Source organism: Saccharomonospora amisosensis (assembly GCF_011761185.1).
GTDB lineage: Bacteria > Actinomycetota > Actinomycetes > Mycobacteriales > Pseudonocardiaceae > Saccharomonospora_A > Saccharomonospora_A amisosensis.
Genome location: NZ_JAAOYM010000001.1, coordinates 925,139 through 943,032, shown reverse-complemented (window position 1 = coordinate 943,032; position 17,894 = coordinate 925,139). Strand labels below are relative to the sequence as shown.

At 69.0% G+C, this 17,894-nt stretch carries 13 protein-coding genes and 1 tRNA gene; 8 read left to right on the top strand and 6 right to left on the bottom strand.

The genetic code is table 11. The features are described from left to right. Positions 1-20: 20 nt before the first annotated feature. Complete coding sequence (mfd, locus tag FHU38_RS04605) at positions 21-3,650, bottom strand: transcription-repair coupling factor (protein ID WP_208415556.1); 3,630 nt, start codon at positions 3,648-3,650, stop codon at positions 21-23. Between the two features lie 96 nt (positions 3,651-3,746). On the opposite strand from mfd, the gene FHU38_RS04600 reads away from it, so the two are divergent. Further along, entirely contained in the window at positions 3,747-4,949 is a 1,203-nt protein-coding gene (locus tag FHU38_RS04600; RefSeq protein WP_167166807.1) for a PQQ-dependent sugar dehydrogenase, read from the top strand. Positions 4,950-4,991: 42 nt separating this feature from the next. On the opposite strand, the gene FHU38_RS04595 is transcribed toward FHU38_RS04600, so the two are convergent. Together FHU38_RS04595 and FHU38_RS04590 are read right to left on the bottom strand one after the other, a co-directional pair. Then, positions 4,992-5,591 (bottom strand): TetR/AcrR family transcriptional regulator, encoded by a 600-nt coding sequence (locus tag FHU38_RS04595; protein WP_167175535.1) that lies wholly within the window; start codon positions 5,589-5,591, stop codon positions 4,992-4,994. 110 nt (positions 5,592-5,701) lie between these two features. Beyond that, positions 5,702-6,655 (bottom strand): acyl-CoA desaturase, encoded by a 954-nt coding sequence (locus tag FHU38_RS04590; protein ID WP_167166805.1) that lies wholly within the window; start codon positions 6,653-6,655, stop codon positions 5,702-5,704. Between the two features lie 163 nt (positions 6,656-6,818). On the opposite strand from FHU38_RS04590, the gene FHU38_RS04585 reads away from it, so the two are divergent. The 7 genes from FHU38_RS04585 (at position 6,819) to FHU38_RS04555 (ending at position 13,212) form a co-directional block, all read left to right on the top strand. Next, positions 6,819-6,890 (top strand) — tRNA-Gln (locus FHU38_RS04585). Positions 6,891-6,993: 103 nt separating this feature from the next. Beyond that, complete coding sequence (locus FHU38_RS04580; protein WP_243852393.1) at positions 6,994-8,715, top strand: diguanylate cyclase; 1,722 nt, start codon at positions 6,994-6,996, stop codon at positions 8,713-8,715. 48 nt (positions 8,716-8,763) lie between these two features. Then, positions 8,764-10,236, top strand: a complete 1,473-nt coding sequence (gene glmU, locus FHU38_RS04575) for a bifunctional UDP-N-acetylglucosamine diphosphorylase/glucosamine-1-phosphate N-acetyltransferase GlmU (protein WP_167166800.1) — start codon at positions 8,764-8,766, stop codon at positions 10,234-10,236. Beyond that, a complete protein-coding gene (locus FHU38_RS04570; RefSeq protein WP_167166798.1) occupies positions 10,233-11,213 on the top strand; it encodes a ribose-phosphate diphosphokinase in 981 nt (326 codons plus the stop codon). Before glmU ends, FHU38_RS04570 begins: the two co-directional genes overlap by 4 nt. 239 nt (positions 11,214-11,452) lie before the next feature. Further along, positions 11,453-12,100 carry a 50S ribosomal protein L25/general stress protein Ctc gene (locus tag FHU38_RS04565; RefSeq protein ID WP_167166796.1) on the top strand — a complete coding sequence of 216 codons (648 nt, stop codon included), beginning with the start codon at positions 11,453-11,455 and terminating at the stop codon, positions 12,098-12,100. A gap of 9 nt (positions 12,101-12,109) precedes the next feature. After that, complete coding sequence (pth, locus tag FHU38_RS04560; RefSeq protein ID WP_167166795.1) at positions 12,110-12,703, top strand: aminoacyl-tRNA hydrolase; 594 nt, start codon at positions 12,110-12,112, stop codon at positions 12,701-12,703. Between the two features lie 164 nt (positions 12,704-12,867). Continuing rightward, positions 12,868-13,212, top strand: coding sequence for a DivIVA domain-containing protein (locus FHU38_RS04555; RefSeq protein ID WP_167166792.1), 345 nt, complete (start codon positions 12,868-12,870; stop codon positions 13,210-13,212). Between the two features lie 55 nt (positions 13,213-13,267). On the opposite strand, the gene FHU38_RS04550 is transcribed toward FHU38_RS04555, so the two are convergent. The 3 genes from FHU38_RS04550 to FHU38_RS04540 are packed head-to-tail and all read right to left on the bottom strand — an operon-like array spanning position 13,268 to position 17,807. Further along, positions 13,268-14,950, bottom strand: a complete 1,683-nt coding sequence (locus FHU38_RS04550) for a fatty acyl-AMP ligase (RefSeq protein WP_167166790.1) — start codon at positions 14,948-14,950, stop codon at positions 13,268-13,270. 25 nt (positions 14,951-14,975) lie between these two features. Beyond that, positions 14,976-16,787 carry an ABC-F family ATP-binding cassette domain-containing protein gene (locus tag FHU38_RS04545; protein WP_167166788.1) on the bottom strand — a complete coding sequence of 604 codons (1,812 nt, stop codon included), beginning with the start codon at positions 16,785-16,787 and terminating at the stop codon, positions 14,976-14,978. A 51-nt stretch (positions 16,788-16,838) separates the two neighbouring features. Then, a complete protein-coding gene (locus tag FHU38_RS04540; RefSeq protein ID WP_167166786.1) occupies positions 16,839-17,807 on the bottom strand; it encodes a 4-(cytidine 5'-diphospho)-2-C-methyl-D-erythritol kinase in 969 nt (322 codons plus the stop codon). Between the last annotated feature and the right edge of the window lie 87 nt (positions 17,808-17,894).

Here is a 17,894-nt window from a genome sequence, read left to right as displayed (position 1 = left end):
CGCCGCGACGAACCAGCCACTCACGATCCCGTCGTGGCCGATTGCGCGGTGAGCGAACGCACGAGGGTCGTGCACCACTCCAGCAGCGCCTCGTCGCGCAGCGGTGGCGCGCCGATGCGGCCGCCCGCGGGGCCCTCGGTGGGCTTGGGCACCGACACGGTGTTGGTGACGGCCTTGAACACGGCCTTCGGGTAGAGCCGCTTCAGCCGCACCAGTTGCGAGTCGGCCAGCGGAAGCGGAGCGAACCGGATGTTGTTGCCCTGCACCGTGACCTCGGTGATCCCCGCCTGCCTGCACACCTGCCGGAACGCCGCGACCGCGAGCAACCTGCTCACCGGCCGCGGCGGGGTGCCGTAGCGGTCGACCAACTCTTCCAGCACGGCGTCGAGCGCTTCGGAGTCGGGAGCCGCCGCGATCTTGCGGTACGCCTCGAGGCGTAGCCGCTCGCCAGGAACGTAGTCATGCGGGATGTGGGCATCGACAGGAAGGTCAACTCGGACCTCCGCGGGCGCCTCCTCCTCTTCACCGGCACCCGCGCCCGCGTGCCTGCGGAACACGTCGACGGCTTCGCCGACCAACCGCACGTACAGGTCGAAGCCGACACCGGCGATGTGGCCCGACTGCTCCGCGCCGAGGATGTTGCCCGCTCCCCGGATCTCAAGGTCCTTCATCGCCACCGCCATGCCCGCGCCCAGTTCGGTGTTCTGCGCGATCGTGGCGAGCCGGTCGTGCGCCGTCTCGGTCAGCGGGTTCTCCGTCGGGTAGAGGAAGTAGGCGTAGCCGCGTTCGCGGCCGCGACCGACCCTGCCGCGTAGCTGGTGCAGTTGCGCGAGACCGAGCATGTCGCCGCGTTCCACGATCAGCGTGTTGGCGTTGGAGATGTCGAGCCCGGTCTCCACGATCGTCGTGCTCACCAGCACGTCGTACTCGCGTTCCCAGAAGCCCTGGATGATCTGCTCGAGTCGGTGCTCGTTCATCTGCCCGTGCGCGGTGACCACGCGAGCCTCCGGAACCAGCTCCCGCAACCGCCTGGCCGCCTTCTCGATGGAGGAGACCCGGTTGTGGACGTAGAACACCTGACCGTCGCGCAACAGTTCCCGCCGGATGGCCGCGCCCACCTGCTTGTCGTCGTAGGCACCGACGTAGGTCAGGATCGGGTGCCGGTCCTCCGGCGGCGTCAGGATCGTGGACATCTCCCTGATCCCCGCCATGCTCATCTCAAGCGTCCGGGGGATGGGTGTCGCCGACATCGTCAGCACGTCGACGTGGGTGCGCAGTGCCTTGATGTGTTCCTTGTGCTCGACCCCGAAACGCTGCTCCTCGTCGACGATGACCAACCCGAGGTCCTTGTAGCGCACACCGGTCTGCAACAGCCGGTGGGTACCGATGACGATGTCCACCTCGCCCTCGGCGAGACCGGTCAGAGTCCGCTCCGCCTCGTGCGGGTCCGCGAACCGCGACAGCCCCCTGATCGTCACCGGAAAGGCGTGCATGCGTTCGGTGAAGGTGTTCAGGTGTTGCTGCGCGAGCAGGGTCGTCGGCACCAGCACCACGACCTGCTTACCGTCCTGCACCGCTTTGAAGGCCGCGCGCACGGCGATCTCGGTCTTGCCGTAGCCGACGTCACCGCAGATCACCCGGTCCATCGGGGCGCCGCGCTCCATGTCCCGCTTCACCTCGTCGATCGCCGCGAGCTGGTCGGGAGTCTCCGTGAACGGGAAAGCGTCCTCCAGCTCACGCTGCCATGGGGTGTCGGGAGCGAAAGCGTGGCCGGGTGCCGATTGCCTCGCCGCATAGAGCTGCACGAGTTCGGCGGCGATCTCCTTGACCGCCTTGCGAGCCTTTGCCTTGGTGTTCTTCCAGTCCGAGCCGCCCAGCTTGTTCAGCGTGGGCAGTTCGCCGCCCACGTAGCGCGACACCTCGTCGAGTTGGTCGGTGGGCACGAACAGCCGGTCGCCGGGGTGCCCTCGCTTCGAGGGCGCGTACTCCAGCACCAGGTACTCGCGGGTGGCGCCGCCGACGGTGCGCTGCACCATCTCCACGAACCGGCCGATGCCGTGCTGGTCGTGCACGACGTAGTCGCCGGCCTTCAGCGCGATCGGGTCGACGGCGCCTCGCCTGCGCGAGGGCATCTTCGTGTTGAGGTCGTGGCTGGACCTGCCCGCGGTGGCGCCCCTTCCGGTGACGTCACTCTCGCTGAGCACCACCAGCGCAGACGCGGGCGCCACGAAGCCGTCCGAGATACCACCGCAGGTCACGGTCACCACGCCGGGTCGTGGCGGTTCGGCAAGGCCGCCGGTGGCCAGTGTCGCGGGAACATCGCCGGCGGAGAACTGCTCGACGGCCCGTTTGGCCGTGCCCGGTCCCCGCACCACCACTACCGCGGCCCCGCCAGCCGCCGTGTGCGCCCGCAGGTCGGTGCTCACCCGCTCCAGCTCGCCTCGGTAGGCGGGGGCGGCTTCGATGTCGAGGCTGAGCACGTCCTGCTCGCCGGTGAGCTGCGAGAGGGTCCACCATGCGCGGTCGGTCTCGCCCGCGTGCGAGCGCACCTCGGCGAGCTCCCGGTAGGCCGAAGCGCCGAGGTCGATCGGGGCGCTGCCGCCTCCGGCGGCGCTCAGCCACGAGGCCTCGAGGAACTCCTGGCCGGTGCGCACGAGGTCGTGGGCGCGGGCCCTGATCTTCTCCGGATCGGCGAGCACGACGTGCGAGCCTTGCGGCATGGCGTCGGTGAGCAGTCGCAGCTCTCCCTCGCAGAGCACGGGGATGAGCGCCTCCATGCCCTCGGTCGGGATGCCGTTGGACAGCTTGGTCAGCATCTCGGCGAGTTGCGCGTCGGCGGCGTGCATCTCGGCGAGCTTGGCTGCCCTGGCCTTGACCTCGGCGGTCAGCAGCAGTTCCCGGCACGGCGGGGCGACGATCTCGGTGATCTCGCCCGGCAGCGATCGCTGGTCGGCTACGGAGAACGCCCTGATCTCGCTGACCTCGTCGCCGAAGAACTCGACGCGGTGCGGGTGCTCCGACGTGGGCCCGAACACGTCCAGGATGCCGCCGCGCACGGCGAACTCACCGCGCTTCTCCACCATGTCCACGCGGGTGTAGGCAAGCTCGACCAGCCGGTCGAGCACGCCCTCGAACTCGCTTTCCTTCCCCACCGCCAGTTCCACCGGGGTGAGGGTGTCGAGGCCGGGGGCCATCGGCTGGATGAGGCTGCGCACGGTGGCCACTACGACTCGCAGCCCGCCCTGACCCGGCCGCGCGAGCCTGCGCAGCACCTCGAGTCGCCTGCCGACGGTGTCGGCCCGAGGGGAGAGCCGCTCGTGCGGAAGCGTTTCCCAGGAAGGGAAGTCGGCGACGGCGTCATCGCCGAGCAGGCCCTGCAGTGCGGCGGCGAGTTCCTCAGCTTCCCTGCCGGTGGCGGTCACGGCGAGCACTGGCCTGCCCGCACCGCCCTCGGCCGCGAGCGCGGCGATCACGAGTTGCCTAGCTGCGGGTGGGCCCACCAGGTCGAGCAGCGGCGCCCCGGCACGCTCGACGACGCCACGCAGCGCCGGATCGGGCAGGACCGCCGACAGCAGCCCGGCGAGCGCGGCCGGGCGCGAAGAGCCTGGGCTCGATTCGGTCACGGCTGGAAATCCCCTTACATAAGACATACCCCTGCCCGGGACGAGGGGCACAGGGGCTCTCTGCTCCAGGGTACGTTCCCACTCACGCGGCGCGGCAACCCGCACCGGGGCAGACTGGGGTCCATGCGAGCTCCAGTGCCGGGAATCATCGCGGCCATCCTCCTCGGCGTTCTCACCGCATGCGGGGGCAACGGTTCCGACGAGCTTGCCGACGCCGCGCCGACGACGACAGCCGCACGACAACCGATGAACGTGGCCGAGGTGGTGGGCGGGCTGGAGCACGGCTGGGACGTGGGCTTCCTGCCGGACGGGCGGGTACTGGTCACCGAGCGTCCGGCCAGGCTCACGCTCGTCGAAGGGACGACGGCGACGCGGGTCCGCGCCGATCTGTCCGACATCTACGTGCAGGGCGAGGGCGGGCTGATGGGAATGGTGGTGCACCCGGACTTCGATCGGACCCGGGAGTTCACCATGTGCCAGACCTACCAGGAGAACGGGCAGCCGGTGGACATCCGGTTGGTCACCTGGCGGCTGTCACCGGACTACCGCGCCGCCACCCGGGTGCGCGATCTGCTGACCGGACTGCCGATCAACGAAAGCGGACGCCATTCCGGTTGCCGCCCCACCATCGCGGCCGACGGCGCGTTGCTGGTCGGCACCGGAGACACCGCGAGCGACCCGACGATCCCGCAGGACCGGACGAGCCTTGGCGGCAAGGTGTTGCGCATCGACCTGCGCACCGGAAAAGGGCTGCCGGACAACCCGTTCGCTTCTTCGACCAACCCCAACGAGCGCAGGGTCTACACCTACGGCCACCGCAACGTCCAGGGGGTCGCGGTGCGGCCCGGCACGGGCCAGGTCTACATCTCCGAGCACGGGCCCACCGGCTTCGACGAGATGAACCGCCTCCAGCCGGGCGGCAACTACGGGTGGGACCCGTCCCGGGGTGGCACCGTCGAGCACTACGACGAGGACGTGCCGATGACCGACCTGCAGCGATTCCCCAACGCGGTTCCTCCGCTGTGGACATCAGGGGCCTCGTCGACGGAGGCCCCTTCGGGCGCGGCGTTCGTTTCCGGTCAGCAGTGGGGCGATCTCAACGGCGCGCTGTCCGTTGTCGCGCTTCGCGGCCAGAAGATGTTGCTGTTCCTGTTGGATTCCGGGGGCGGCGAGGTGAGCCACGTCGTGCTGCCCGCGGAGTTCAACGACCGGTTCGGCAGGCTGCGAGCCGTGCGCCGCGCCGCGGACGGCGCGCTGTATGTCACCACCTCGACAGGCAGTGACGACAAGCTGTTCCGCGTGACACCCGCGAACTCGGGCGGCTGAGCTGCCCCACGTCCGTCCCACTCGGGCGGCGACCGGCGGGGTTCAGGAATCGGTCAGCCGGAGCTTGGGCTTGTGTTCCAGATGGGAGAGCCCGTTCCACGCGAGGTTCACCAGGTGGGCGGCAACCTCGTCACGCTTGGGTTTTCGGGCGTCGAGCCACCACTGACCCGTCAGCGCCACCATGCCCACGAGCGCCTGCGCGTAGAGGGCTGCCAACTTGCCGTCGTAACCGCGGGCGGAGAACTGCTGCCCGAGTATGTGCTCCACCTGACTCGCGATGTCGTTGAGCAGCGTTGAGAACGTGCCGGTGGTGCTGGCGACCGGCGAGTCGCGCACCAGTATGCGAAAGCCGTCGTGAGAGTCCTCGACGTAACTGAGCAGGGCCACCGCCGCCTGCTCCAGCATCGCCCTCGGGTGCCCACCATGCAAAGTGGACACCATGCGGTCGAGCAGGGACTGTGTCTCCCTGTCCACCACGACGGCGTAGATGCCTTCCTTGCCGCCGAAGTGCTCGTAGACCACCGGCTTCGACACGTTGGCCCGATGCGCGATCTCCTCGATCGACGCGCCGTCGAAGCCTTTCTCCGCGAAGAGTTCTCGCGCGACGTTGAGTAGTTGCTGTCTTCGTTCCGTACCGGTCATGCGCACCCGGGTCACCGGGGCGTTCGGTCTCGCCCCGGTGACCCGGTCGCGCTTCGCCCGCCGTCTTGCCGCCACCCTGGCAGCGTACAAGCGGCTCGCGGGCGCGAGGCTTACGTCGCGTCGACAGCGAGCTTGGCCAGCCTTGTCGGCGTCGGCCAGCGCACGTTGTAGGCCCAGCCGAGCTTTTCGAACGCCCAGATGAGCCGGGCGGAGATGTCGATCTGACCGCGCTGCACGCCGTGCCTGGCCGAGGTGGGGTCGGCGTGGTGCAGGTTGTGCCACGACTCGCCGAACGAGAAGATCGCCAGCGGCCAGAAGTTCGCCGAGCGGTCCCTCGCCATGAAGGGTCGCTCACCGATCATGTGGCAGATCGAGTTCACCGACCAGGTCACGTGGTGCAGGACGCACACCCGTACCAGACCGGCCCAGAAGAACGCGGTCACCGCGCCCCAAAGCGACCAGGTGACAAGTCCGCCGATCAGCGCGGGCAACGTCAGCGACAACACCGTCCACAGCCAGAACAACTCGTCGACCTTGCGCATCGCGGGGTCCTTGAGCAGGTCGGGAGCGAACCGCTCCGCGTTGCTGCGGTCGCGCTCGAACAGCCAACCCATGTGCGCGTGCCAGAAGCCCCTGGCGATGGCCAGCGGCGAGGTTCCGAACAACCACGGCGAGTGGGGATCGCCCTCCCTGTCGGAGAACGCGTGGTGCCTGCGATGGTCGGCCACCCACGTGATGAGTGGCCCCTGCACCGCCATGCTCCCTGCAATGCCGAGCAAGACACGCAACCACGGCTTCGCCTTGAACGACCCGTGCGTGAAGTGGCGGTGGAACGCCACCGTGATACCAAGGCCGCTGACAACGTAGAAGAACAGGAACAACCCAACGTCAACCCAGGTGAGACCCCAGCCCCACGCGAAGGGCACCGCTGCGATCAGCGCGGCGAGCGGGGCGAGGACCCCGAGATAGATCGCGCTTTGCAGGCCGGTCGTGCGCCTGCCGTCGATGATGGGTTTGGGGCCTTTGGCGGCTGGTGCCGAGGCACCTTCGAGGGTCGCCGTCATGCACTTCACTTCTTTCTCTGATACAAGCTGGCAAGGGTGGCCTTACCTACGTTTCCGTAAGTTACGGTACAGGAGGTAGGAAGGCCTGGGGAGAGCCGAAATCCGGCTGCACCGCCCCGTGGCGAGTACCCGTTTCGCTACTGGCTATCCTGACCAGGCGTGATCCGCCGTAGTGTAATTGGCAGCACTTCAGATTTTGGTTCTGACAGTCCAGGTTCGAGCCCTGGCGGCGGAGCTTCCCGGCTCCAGGCGCGGGACGAAGGCCGGTAGGGGGTGTGAGGCGGCTGCACGGCGACGGCCTTGACGCGCAAGACCAGCGGCGCCCGGCGTTGGGCGACATGTCTGACGCCTGGCTACTCGGCCGCGCCCGCGAACTCATCGCCGCCGTACAACGCAGCGACCGCACCGAACAGCTGAAGGTCGTCGAGACTCTCGACGAGCTGCTGGAGGAAGCACAGCGCAGGGGCGAACCCGTACTCGTCGCCCAACTGCTGCGGGCTGCCGCGGTCTCCCGCCTGATCACGCGCGGCATGGTGGACGAGGCCGAACCGCTGCTCGACGAGATGCTGGCGCACACCAAGCGGCACGGTCTCTCGCTGCTGCGCGCCGACGCTCACGCGCTGCGGGGACGCGGCCTCGTCGTCACCGGACAGGAGGACGCCGCCCTCACCGAGATCGCCAGGGCACTCGCGCTGCTGGACGACGCACCCAACACCGACAACCAACTCGGCAGGCGCGCTTGGGACCGGCTGTTGTCCTCCGCGCTCAACGACTGCTGGATCGTGCTCAACCAGCTCGGGGTGTACGAGGCCGCCGAGGAGGTCATCGCACGCGCCCACCAGGCGATCAGGGACAGCGCGGGACCGCACGAGATCACCCTGCTGCTGATGAACCGCATCAAGATGCTGCTTGGGTGGGGACTGCGGCTGGAACGGGTTGGGCGCGACGAGGAGGCGGGTGAGAAGTTCCGCACGGCCGCGTCCATGACGATCGCGGCGGAAGCCCCGTTCGCGGAGTCGCTGTTTCCCCGCAAGCCGGGAGTACCCGCCATCGAGCAGGTCGGGCTGCTCGCCGCGTCGCTCGCGCTGGCCGCGCCCGCCGCCGCGCACATCGAACGACTCCACAAGCTGAGCGGAGGAAAGGGCTACCCGCACGAGAACATCCTCGTCGCCATCGCGCTCGCCCGCTGTCTCGACGCGGACGGCAGGACGGACGAGGCGATGGAAGTGCTGCTGGACACCAGGCACACCGAGGCGGAGGACAACTCGCAGCCCTCGATGCGGCTCAACCTGGTGCGCGAGTTGGCGAGGCTGGGCGCGGGCAAGCCGGGCGTTGAGATTGCGCAAGCGGAGGAACTGGCCCCGCTCACGCTGCTGGCCGACTACGCCTCGGCACTGGAGGCCGAGTTGTGGTCGCTGCGTGAGTCGCAGATCGCCACCCTCAACACCAGGCGTGAGCACGAACGACTCTCCGCCGAGCACGGCGCTGTCACCCAGCAGGCACTGCAGGACCCGCTCACCAGCCTGCCCAACCGAAGAGCACTCGACGAACGGCTGCGCTCGCTCGCCGCTTCCGTGGACGCGCAGCCGCTGTCGGTCGCGCTGGTGGACCTGGACGGCTTCAAGGACGTCAACGACCAGTACTCCCACGCCGAGGGAGACGATGTGCTGCGCGTCGTGGCGAGCACGCTGCGGGACGCGCTGCGCGGTGACGACGTGGTGGCCCGCTACGGCGGTGACGAGTTCGTGATCCTGCTGCCCGGCGCGCCGGTTTCGGCCGCCACCCAGGCACTCACCCGTTCCATCAAGGCGGTGGCCTCACTGCCGGAGCACCTGTCGCACGGCGTGACGCTTTCGGTCGGTTTGGTGTCCTTGCGCCCACAGGAGCGGGCCGAGGAGGTGCTCTCCAGGGCCGACGCCGCGATGTACCAGGCCAAGCGCAAAGGCGGCAACCAGATCGCCGCCAGCCCCTCCCCCGGCACCGACACCGACACCGACGCGAAAACCGAGGCGGACCCGGCCGCTTCGAGCCCGGCGTGCGGCGACGACGAGGGCACGTAGGATCGTGGCCCGTCGAAAAGCTAGCCAGTTCCCAGATTGAGGAGTGCCGTGACCGGCCCACTCAGTACAGTGATCCTCGCCGCTGGTGAGGGCACCCGCATGCGCTCGGCGACACCGAAGGTGCTGCATTCGATCGCGGGGCGGCCGCTGGTCGAGCACGCCGTCCGTGCGGCCGCGGGTCTGGACCCCGAACGGCTCGTCGTTGTCGTCGGGCACGGGCGGGATGCCGTGACCGAACACCTGGACCACATCGGCAAGGCACTCGGCAGGCCCGTGGCCACCGCCGTGCAGGAACACCAGCGCGGCACCGGACACGCGGTGTCGTGCGCACTGGCGGAACTGCCACCGCAACTGTCCGGCACCGTGCTCGTCACCTACGGCGATGTGCCGCTGCTGGACACCACGACGCTGTCGGAGTTGCTGGCGGAGCACACGCACAGTGGCGACGCGGTCACCGTGCTGACCGCCGTGGTCGCCGACCCCAGCGGCTACGGCCGGATCCTGCGCGACAACGACGGCAACGTTGTCGGCATCGTCGAGCACGCCGACGCCACGGCGGAGCAACTGGAAATCACCGAGATCAACTCCGGGGTGTACGCGTTCGACGCCGCGGTGCTCGCAGACGGCCTCGCCCGGCTGTCGGCCGACAACTCGCAGGGTGAGTTGTACCTCACCGACGTGCTCGGCATCGCCAGGGAACAAGGCAGGGGAATCGGCGCGCTCGTGGTCTCCGATCCGTGGTTGACCGAGGGGGTCAACGACCGGGTCCAGCTCGCCGCCCTCGGTGCCGAACTCAACCGGCGCATCGTGCGGCACTGGCAGCTGGCGGGGGTGACCGTGGTCGACCCCGCGACCACCTGGATCGACTCCGACGTGACCCTGGAGCGCGACGTGATCGTCGCGCCGAACGTGCAACTGCACGGAGGGACCACGGTCGCGGAGGGCGCACGGGTGGGGCCCGACACCACGCTGAGCAACGTCGCCGTCGGCGCGGGTGCGAGTGTCGTCCGCACCCACGCCAGTGATTCCACCATCGGCGATGGCGCGTCGGTGGGCCCGTTCGCCTACCTGCGGCCAGGAACTCGGCTCGGCGAGCACGGCAAGATCGGCACGTTCGTAGAGACGAAGAAGGCCGACATCGGTACCGGTAGCAAGGTGCCGCACCTGACCTACGTCGGTGATGCGACTATTGGGGAGTACAGCAACATCGGTGCCTCCAGCGTGTTCGTCAACTACGACGGTGTGCACAAGCGGCACACCACCGTGGGCTCCCACGTTCGGACCGGCTCGGACACCATGTTCGTCGCACCGGTGACCGTGGGCGACGGCGCGTACAGCGGCGCGGGGACCGTCATTCGCCACGACGTGCCCCCGGGCGCGCTGGCGATCTCGGAGTCACCACAACGCAACATCGAAGGTTGGGTGGTCCGGCGCAGGCCGGGCACCCCCGCGGCGGAGGCGGCCGAGCGGGCCCTCTCCTCGCGACAGGAATCCGACACCGACGGGGAGTCACCACAATGAGCCCGAAGTCCGGCACGCCGAAGAAGAACCTCATGCTCTTCTCCGGCCGTTCGCATGTCGAACTCGCCGAAGAGGTGGCCAAGCACCTCAACGTGACGATCACCCCGCAGACGGTGCACTCCTTCGCCAACGGCGAGATCTACGTGCGGTTCCAGGAGTCGGTGCGCGGCACGGACGCCTTCGTCATCCAAAGCTTCCCACCCCCCATCAACGAGTGGATCATGGAACAGCTCGTGATGGTGGACGCGCTCAAGCGTGCCAGCGCCAAGCGGATCACGGTGATCATGCCGTTCTACCCGTATTCGCGGCAGGACAAGAAGCACAAGGGTCGCGAGCCGATCTCGGCGCGGCTCATCGCTGACCTGTTCAAGACGGCGGGCGCCGACCGGATCATGACGGTCGATCTGCACACGGCGCAGATCCAGGGCTTCTTCGACGGGCCGGTCGACCACCTGCTTGCGCAGACGGTGCTCGCCGAACACATCAACGACACCTACGGCGATGCCGACATCACCGTGGTCTCGCCGGATTCCGGCCGGGTCCGGCTTGCCGAGAAGTGGGCACAGCAGCTCGGCGACAGGCCGATCGCGTTCATCCACAAGACTCGCGATCCGGACAAACCGAACCAGGCTGTCGCCAACCGCGTCGTCGGGCACGTCCGTGGCAGGCTGTGCGTGCTCATCGACGACATGATCGACACCGGTGGCACCATCACAAAGGCCGCCGACGCGTTGCTTGAGGAGGGTGCGGCCGACGTGGTCATCGCCTCCACCCACGGCATCCTTTCCGACCCCGCGACCGAGCGGCTGTCGAGCTGCAAGGCTCGCGAGGTGATCGTCACCAACACGCTGCCGATCCCGGACGAGAAGCGCTTCGCAGGACTGACTGTGCTGTCGATCGCTCCGCTGCTCGCCCGCGCCATCCAGGAGGTCTTCGAGGACGGTTCGGTGACGAGTCTGTTCGACGGCAGCGCCTGAGCGAACCGCACGGGGGTCCGTGACCACGAACGACCGGGCCCCTCAGGACGGGGAAAACCGCTGGATTAGACTATCCAGGTTGTCTCGGCGAGGCGGGCGCCGTCCGGAGTGAGGCTCGGCGTCCGACGTGATCGACGCGGCGGCTTGAGTGGCCACGCCGTGCACGCACGTCTTGCGAGCCTCGCCGCCGGACAGCCGAAGAGCAACGCCCCCTGACCCACCCCAAGGAGTGCATCCCCGTGTCCGAGGTACGTCTGACGGTCGAACCACGCACCGAGTTCGGCAAGGGCGCCGCGCGCCGTACCCGCCGCGCAGGCAAGATCCCCGCGGTGCTCTACGGCCACGGCGTTGACCCGAGGCACCTGGCACTGCCCGCGATCGACTTCGCGAGGGTGATCCGGGAGAACGGCCAGAACGCGGTGCTGACGCTCGACGTCGCTGGCGCGACGGACAGGGCCGAGAAGGCCACCGAGCTGGCGCTGACCAAGACGGTGACGGTGCACCCGCTGAAGAACTACATCGAGCATGTGGACCTGCTCGTGGTGCACCGTGGCGAGAAGGTCACCGTGGACGTCCCCGTGGTGCTCGTCGGCCAGCCCGGCCCCGGCACCCTGGTCAACCAGGACCTCGACACCCTGTCGATCGAGGTGGAGGCCCTGCACATCCCCGAGCAGATCGAGGTCTCCATCGAGGGCACCGAATCCGGCACGCAGATCTCCGCCTCGCAGGTGACGCTGCCCACGGGTGCCAGGCTGGTTACCGACCCTGACTACCTGGTGGCCGCCATCAACGAGGCCCCGACCGAGGCGGCCATGGAGGCCGAGGTCGACACCGAAGGCGCGGGCGTTGTCGAGGAGAAACCGGAAAGCGCCGAGAACGGCGCGTAGCCGGTGGCGGTGGAGCAGGACGTGCCCGGGGCCGGCGAGCAGGTACTGCTTGTCGGCCTCGGCAATCCAGGCCCCCGATACGAGGGCAATCGGCACAACATCGGCTATCTCGTGCTGGACGAACTCGCCGCGCGGGTCGGCGGGAAGTTCAAGGCGCACAAGAGCGGCGCCGAGGTGTTGCAGGGTCACCTCGCAGGCCGTAGGGCCGTGCTCACCAAGCCCCGATCATTCATGAACCTCTCCGGCGGGCCCGTCGCCGGCGCCGCCCGGTTCTTCAAGATCCCAGCCGAAGGCATCGTGGTCGTGCACGACGAGCTGGACCTGCCGTACGGCTCGGTACGGTTGAAGTTCGGCGGCGGCGCCGGTGGCCACAACGGACTGCGCTCGATCGCCAAGTCGCTCGGCACCGGCGACTTCTACCGGGTGCGGTTCGGCATCGGGCGTCCCCCCGGTCGCATGGACCCGGCCGATTTCGTGTTGAAGGACTTCTCCACGACCGAGCGCAAGGAGTTGGCGCTCAACATCGACCTGTGCGCGGACGCGGTCACCGAACTGCTCGGCCGAGGGCTCGCGGCGGCACAGAACAGCTTCCACACCCGCTGACGACCGCGCTGCCCGGTCACTCCGAAACCTTCACCCACAGGCGTGGTCGCGGCCACCTGTTCGAGTCGATGATTCCGTGCCGGGGTTTTCCGACGTTCTCGCTGCGGCTACGACGGGGACTACGACGGTGTTGAGCCGATCGTGCCTGACCTTGGAGAGGTTTCATGTCGTTCACCGCTGAGGACGTGCGCAACATCGAGTTCGGCAACGCCGCCATCGGGCGCAGGGGCTATGCCAAGAACGAGGTCGACGCCTTCGTGCTGCGGATCGCGAAGACGCTGGCGGGCAAGGACGATCTCACCGCGGCAGAGGTGCATCATGTCCAGTTCGGACGCCCGCCGCTTGGCAGACGCGGCTACGACGAACGGGAGGTGGACGAGTTCCTCGACGCCGTCGAGAAGCAGTTCGCCCACCGCAGGGGTTCCCACCGCGCCGCACACCGCATTCCCACCGCCAGAAAGCCCTCACAACAACCGGTCACACCGGAGGAGGTCCGGGTGACGGAGTGACCCGGTCCTCCGGTGCCAGACGTCCAGCCGACCCGCTGTGAACGCAGGCCCGCGTTCAGGCGCGCGCGTCGATCTGGGACCTGAACCGCACTGCCGTCTCCGCCCGCTGCACCTTGCCTGACGGAGTCTTGGGCAGGCTGCCCGGTGGCAACACCACCACCGCGTAGGGGCGAGCCTCGACCGCGTCCCGAACCCGTGCGGCCACCTGTTTGGCGAGGTCGTGTTCGGCATCGCCCGCACCGGCCAGCTTGGACTCCAGCACGACGGCGAAGCGCTCCCTGCGCGTGCCCGCGTCGATCCGCACGGCCACGGCGTTGCCCGCCCGCACGCCCTCCACGGAGCCGGCCGCCCGCTCGATGTCGGTCGGGTACACGTTGCGGCCACCGAGGATGATCACATCCTTCTTGCGCCCGCAGATGACGATCTGCCCGTCCACCAGGTAGCCAAGGTCACCGGTGGCGAACCAGCCGTCGGCGTCCTGCGTCGGCGCGGGGCCCTTCACCGTAAGGTAGCCGGGCGAGACGGCCTCCCCTCGCAGTCCGATCTCGCCGACCTCGCGCTCACCGAGTTCGTTGCCCAACTCGTCGACAATCCGCGCCTCGAGGCCCGCAAGCGGACGCCCAAGCACGGCGAACCCGCGAACCTGGTCGGTGTCCCTGCGCGGATCTCCTTCCGGGACCGGCACGGCGCGGTTTTCCGCTTCAAGCGGGGCGGCCTCCACGACATCGACCGTGAGCCCGGTGAACAGCGGCGCGAACGAAACCGCCAGTGTCGCCTCGGCGAGGCCATAGGCTGGGAACACGCACTCGGGCGCCATCTTGAACCGCTCGCCCGCGTCGGTGAACGTGCGCACTGCCACCGGGTCGATCGGTTCCGCGCCGTTGAGCGCGATGCGCAGGCTGGAAAGGTCATAGGCATCGTCGTCATCGACCCTGGCGAGTCGCCGCCCCACGATGGCGTAGGCGAAGTTGGGCGCCGCGGTGGTGGTGCCGCGGTACTTGCTGATCAGTTCGGGCCAGATCAGCGGGCCGGAGAGGAACTCGACCGGAGTGATCTTGACAAGTTCCACGCCGAAGGTCATGGGCACGGTCAGGAAACCCACCATGCCCATGTCGTGGAACGTGGGCAGCCACGACACCATCACGTCGCGCTCGAAATCGAACTCCGCCCGCTGCACCATCGCGGTGACGTTGGAGTACAGGTTGGCGTGAGTGATCTTCACGGCCTTGGGGGCGGCGGTGGAGCCGCTGGTCAACTGCAGCAACGCGAGCGAGTCCTCGCCGACCGGCACCGGCCGCTCCAGCGGCTGCGCCGCGAGCAGGTCGGTGATGGAGCGGTAGGAGATCCCGTGTTGCTCCAGCACAGGCGCCAACTGATCGAACGGCTCACCGAGCAGCACCAGTTCCGAGCCGATCATCCTGAGCACCCGCAGAGTGTCCTCGGCCCACTGCTCGAGGTTGGTGCGCGGCGTGGGCTGGTGCAGCATCGTCACGCTGCCGCCCGCCAGCCAGGTGCCCTGCACGGTCGGGGCGATCAACTCGGGCGCGGCGGCGAGCACGGCCACCGCGCTTCCCTGCCGCAACCCACCCGCGACGAGCCCGCCCGCCACCCTGGTGGCGCGTTGGTGTACCTCGAACCACGTTCTGCGCACCGGGTCCGAGGGCTCGCCCGTGACCATGCCGCGCTGCCGACCACCCGCGTTCGCGGTGGCGACCATCGTCTCCACGAACCGACTCATGAGTAGACCCTATCCCTGACCGGGTTCACTCCATCGCTTCGGATGTCTGCAACCACCGCTGTTCGAGATCCTCCTTCTCGGCGAGCAGCGCCTTGAGCTCGGTGTTCAGCTCCATCAGCCGGTCGGGATCGGTCGCGGCCGACGCCAGGGCGTCGTGCAGCCTGCTCTCCTTGGCGTGCAGCGTGTCGAGTTTGCGTTCCAGCCGCGCGAGCTCCTTCGCCGCGGCACGCCACTGCGCGGCGTCGCTCTTCGCCCGCGTGGCCGAAGCCGAGGACGGTGGCCCCGAAGACCCCGAGGAAGCAGGGGAAGGCGCGGCGCGGCCGGACTGGCCGCCCTCCCGCTGCGCTCTCGCCCTGCGGGTGAGGTACTCGTCGATGCCTCCTGGCAGGTGGGTCAACGCGCCGTCGCCGAACAGCGCGACCACCGTGTCGCACACCCGCTCGACGAGGTAGCGGTCGTGGGACACGACCACGAGCGTGCCTGCCCAGGAGTCGAGCAGATCCTCCAGTTGCTGCAGGGTGTCGATGTCGAGGTCGTTGGTCGGCTCGTCGAGCAGCAGCACGTTCGGTTCCGACATCAACAGCCGGACAAGCTGCAACCGCCTGCGTTCACCACCGGAGAGATCCGCGACGGGTGTCCACTGCCGAGCGGGTGGGAAGCCGAGTCGCTCCGAAAGCTGGGAGGCGGACAGCTCTTGTTTGCCCAGCGTCACACGGCCCGCGACCGACTCCACCGCCTGCAGCACACGAAGCTGCCCCGGCAGGTCCTCCAGTTCCTGACGCAGGTGCGCAAGGCGCACCGTCTTGCCCTCGACGCGCCTGCCCGTGCTCGGTGTCACCTCACCGGCGAGCAGCCGCAGCAGGGTGGTCTTTCCCGAGCCGTTGACGCCGACGATCCCGATCCGCTCACCCGGCCCGATGCGCCAGGTGACGTGATCGGCCAGCACGCGCTCTCCCGCGGTCAGCGTCACGTCCTCGAGTTCGAGCACGGTCTTGCCGAGCCGGCGCTTGGCGAAGGACAGCAGTTCGGCGGAGTCACGCGGGGCGGGCACGTCCGAGATCAGTGCCTCGGCCGCCTCGACGCGGTAGCGCGGCTTCGAGGTGCGCGCCTTGGCCCCGCGCTGCAACCACGCCAGTTCCTTGCGGGCGAGGTTGCGTCGCTTCTCCTCGGCCACCGCGGCAAGGCGAGCGCGTTCGGCCCTGGCGAACACCCAGTCGGCGTAGCCACCCTCGTACTGCTCCACCCTGCCGCCGGTGACCTCCCACGTCCGCGAGCACACCGCGTCCAGGAACCAGCGGTCGTGGGTCACCACCACCAGCGCGATCTTGCGGCCCAGCAGGTGGTCGGCCAGCCAGCGCACGCCTTCGACGTCGAGGTGGTTGGTCGGCTCGTCCAGCACGACCAGGTCCAGTTCGGCCACCAACGCAGCGGCCAGCGCAACCCTGCGCCGTTCACCGCCGGACAGGGTGGCCGTGGGGGTCTCAAGGCCGATCGCGGAGATGCCGAGCCCGTCCATGACCGAGCGCACCCGCGCGTCGGCGGCCCACTCGTGCTCGGCGGCGTAGTCGGCGAGCACGGCCTCCCGAACGGTGCTCGCGGGCGGCAGGTTCGTTCGTTGTGTCACGACACGGACGCGCAGGTCGCGGGCTCGGCTGACTCGCCCCGAGTCCGGAGCGGCGAGCCCGGAGAGCACCTCGAGCAGCGTTGTCTTGCCACCGCCGTTGAGGCCGACGACGCCGATGCGGTCGCCGTCGGCCACGCCGAGCGACACACCGTCGAGCAGCGCCCGCTCACCGTAGGACTTGCTGACCGACTCCAGGTTGACCAGGTTGGCCATCCGTACGCCTATCCCTCTCGTCTCAGGTCCGTGATCCGCTGTGCTGCCCGATCAGGCGTGCACCTGCGGCGGCGTGGTCGGCCGGGGGCTGTCGTCGCCGCCGACCACGCGCGCACCCGGCACCGGCCCGTGTGCCACGCGGACGGTGCGGCACACCCCGGCTCCGGCCAGCTCCGCCGCCACCTCGAGCGCGGACTGCGCGCTCTCGCAGAGGAAGGCGCAGGTCGGCCCTGAGCCGGAAACGGTACCGGCGAGCGCGCCCGCGTTGACGCCCGCCCGCAGCGTGCGTCGCAGTCCCGGCCGCAGCGACACCGCCGCCGCCTGCAGGTCGTTACCGAGCAGCAGCGCCAGTTGCCTCGGGTCCCCGGATGCCAGCGCCTCCACAACGGGGTCATGGGAACCGACCCTCGGCGGGTCACCGTCTTGGCGCAGCCGGTCCAGTTCGGCATAGACCTTCGGGGTCGAAAGCCCTCGCTGGTCGAACGCCAGCACCCAGTGGAACACGTGCCGCGAGAGGACGGGCACGAGTCGCTCACCGCGGCCGGTACCTAGCGCCGTGCCGCCGTACAGCGCGAACGGCACATCGCTGCCGAGCGAGGCGGCGACCTCGGCCAGTTCGTCCCTCGACAGGTCCAGTTTCCACAGCGCGCTGAGCCCGACCAGCGTCGCCGCCGCGTCGGCACTTCCGCCTGCCATCCCACCCGCCACTGGGATGCTCTTGCGTAGCACCACCCGGACCTTCGCCTCGTCCTCGGGCCTGTCCATCCGCTCGGCGAGCGCGCGCACCGCACGCCAGGCCAGGTTGCTCTCGTCCGTCGGAACCGACTTGGCGCCCTCTCCGTGTACCTCGACCCCGGGGTCCTCGGTGGCCGCCACCGTGACCTCGTCGGTCAGCGACAGCGCCTGGAACACCGTCGTCAGGTCGTGGTAGCCGTCCTCACGCGCGGCACCCACGGACAGGTGCAGATTGATCTTGGAGGGCACCCGTACGGTGACCGGCGGCGGAACGACGGCAAGCACGGCTACCAGCCTACTTGCCGCGCTCAAGGCGCAGGGGCCACCAGCGGCAACGCGGGGCGCGCGGCCGAGCCACAACGACACCCGACG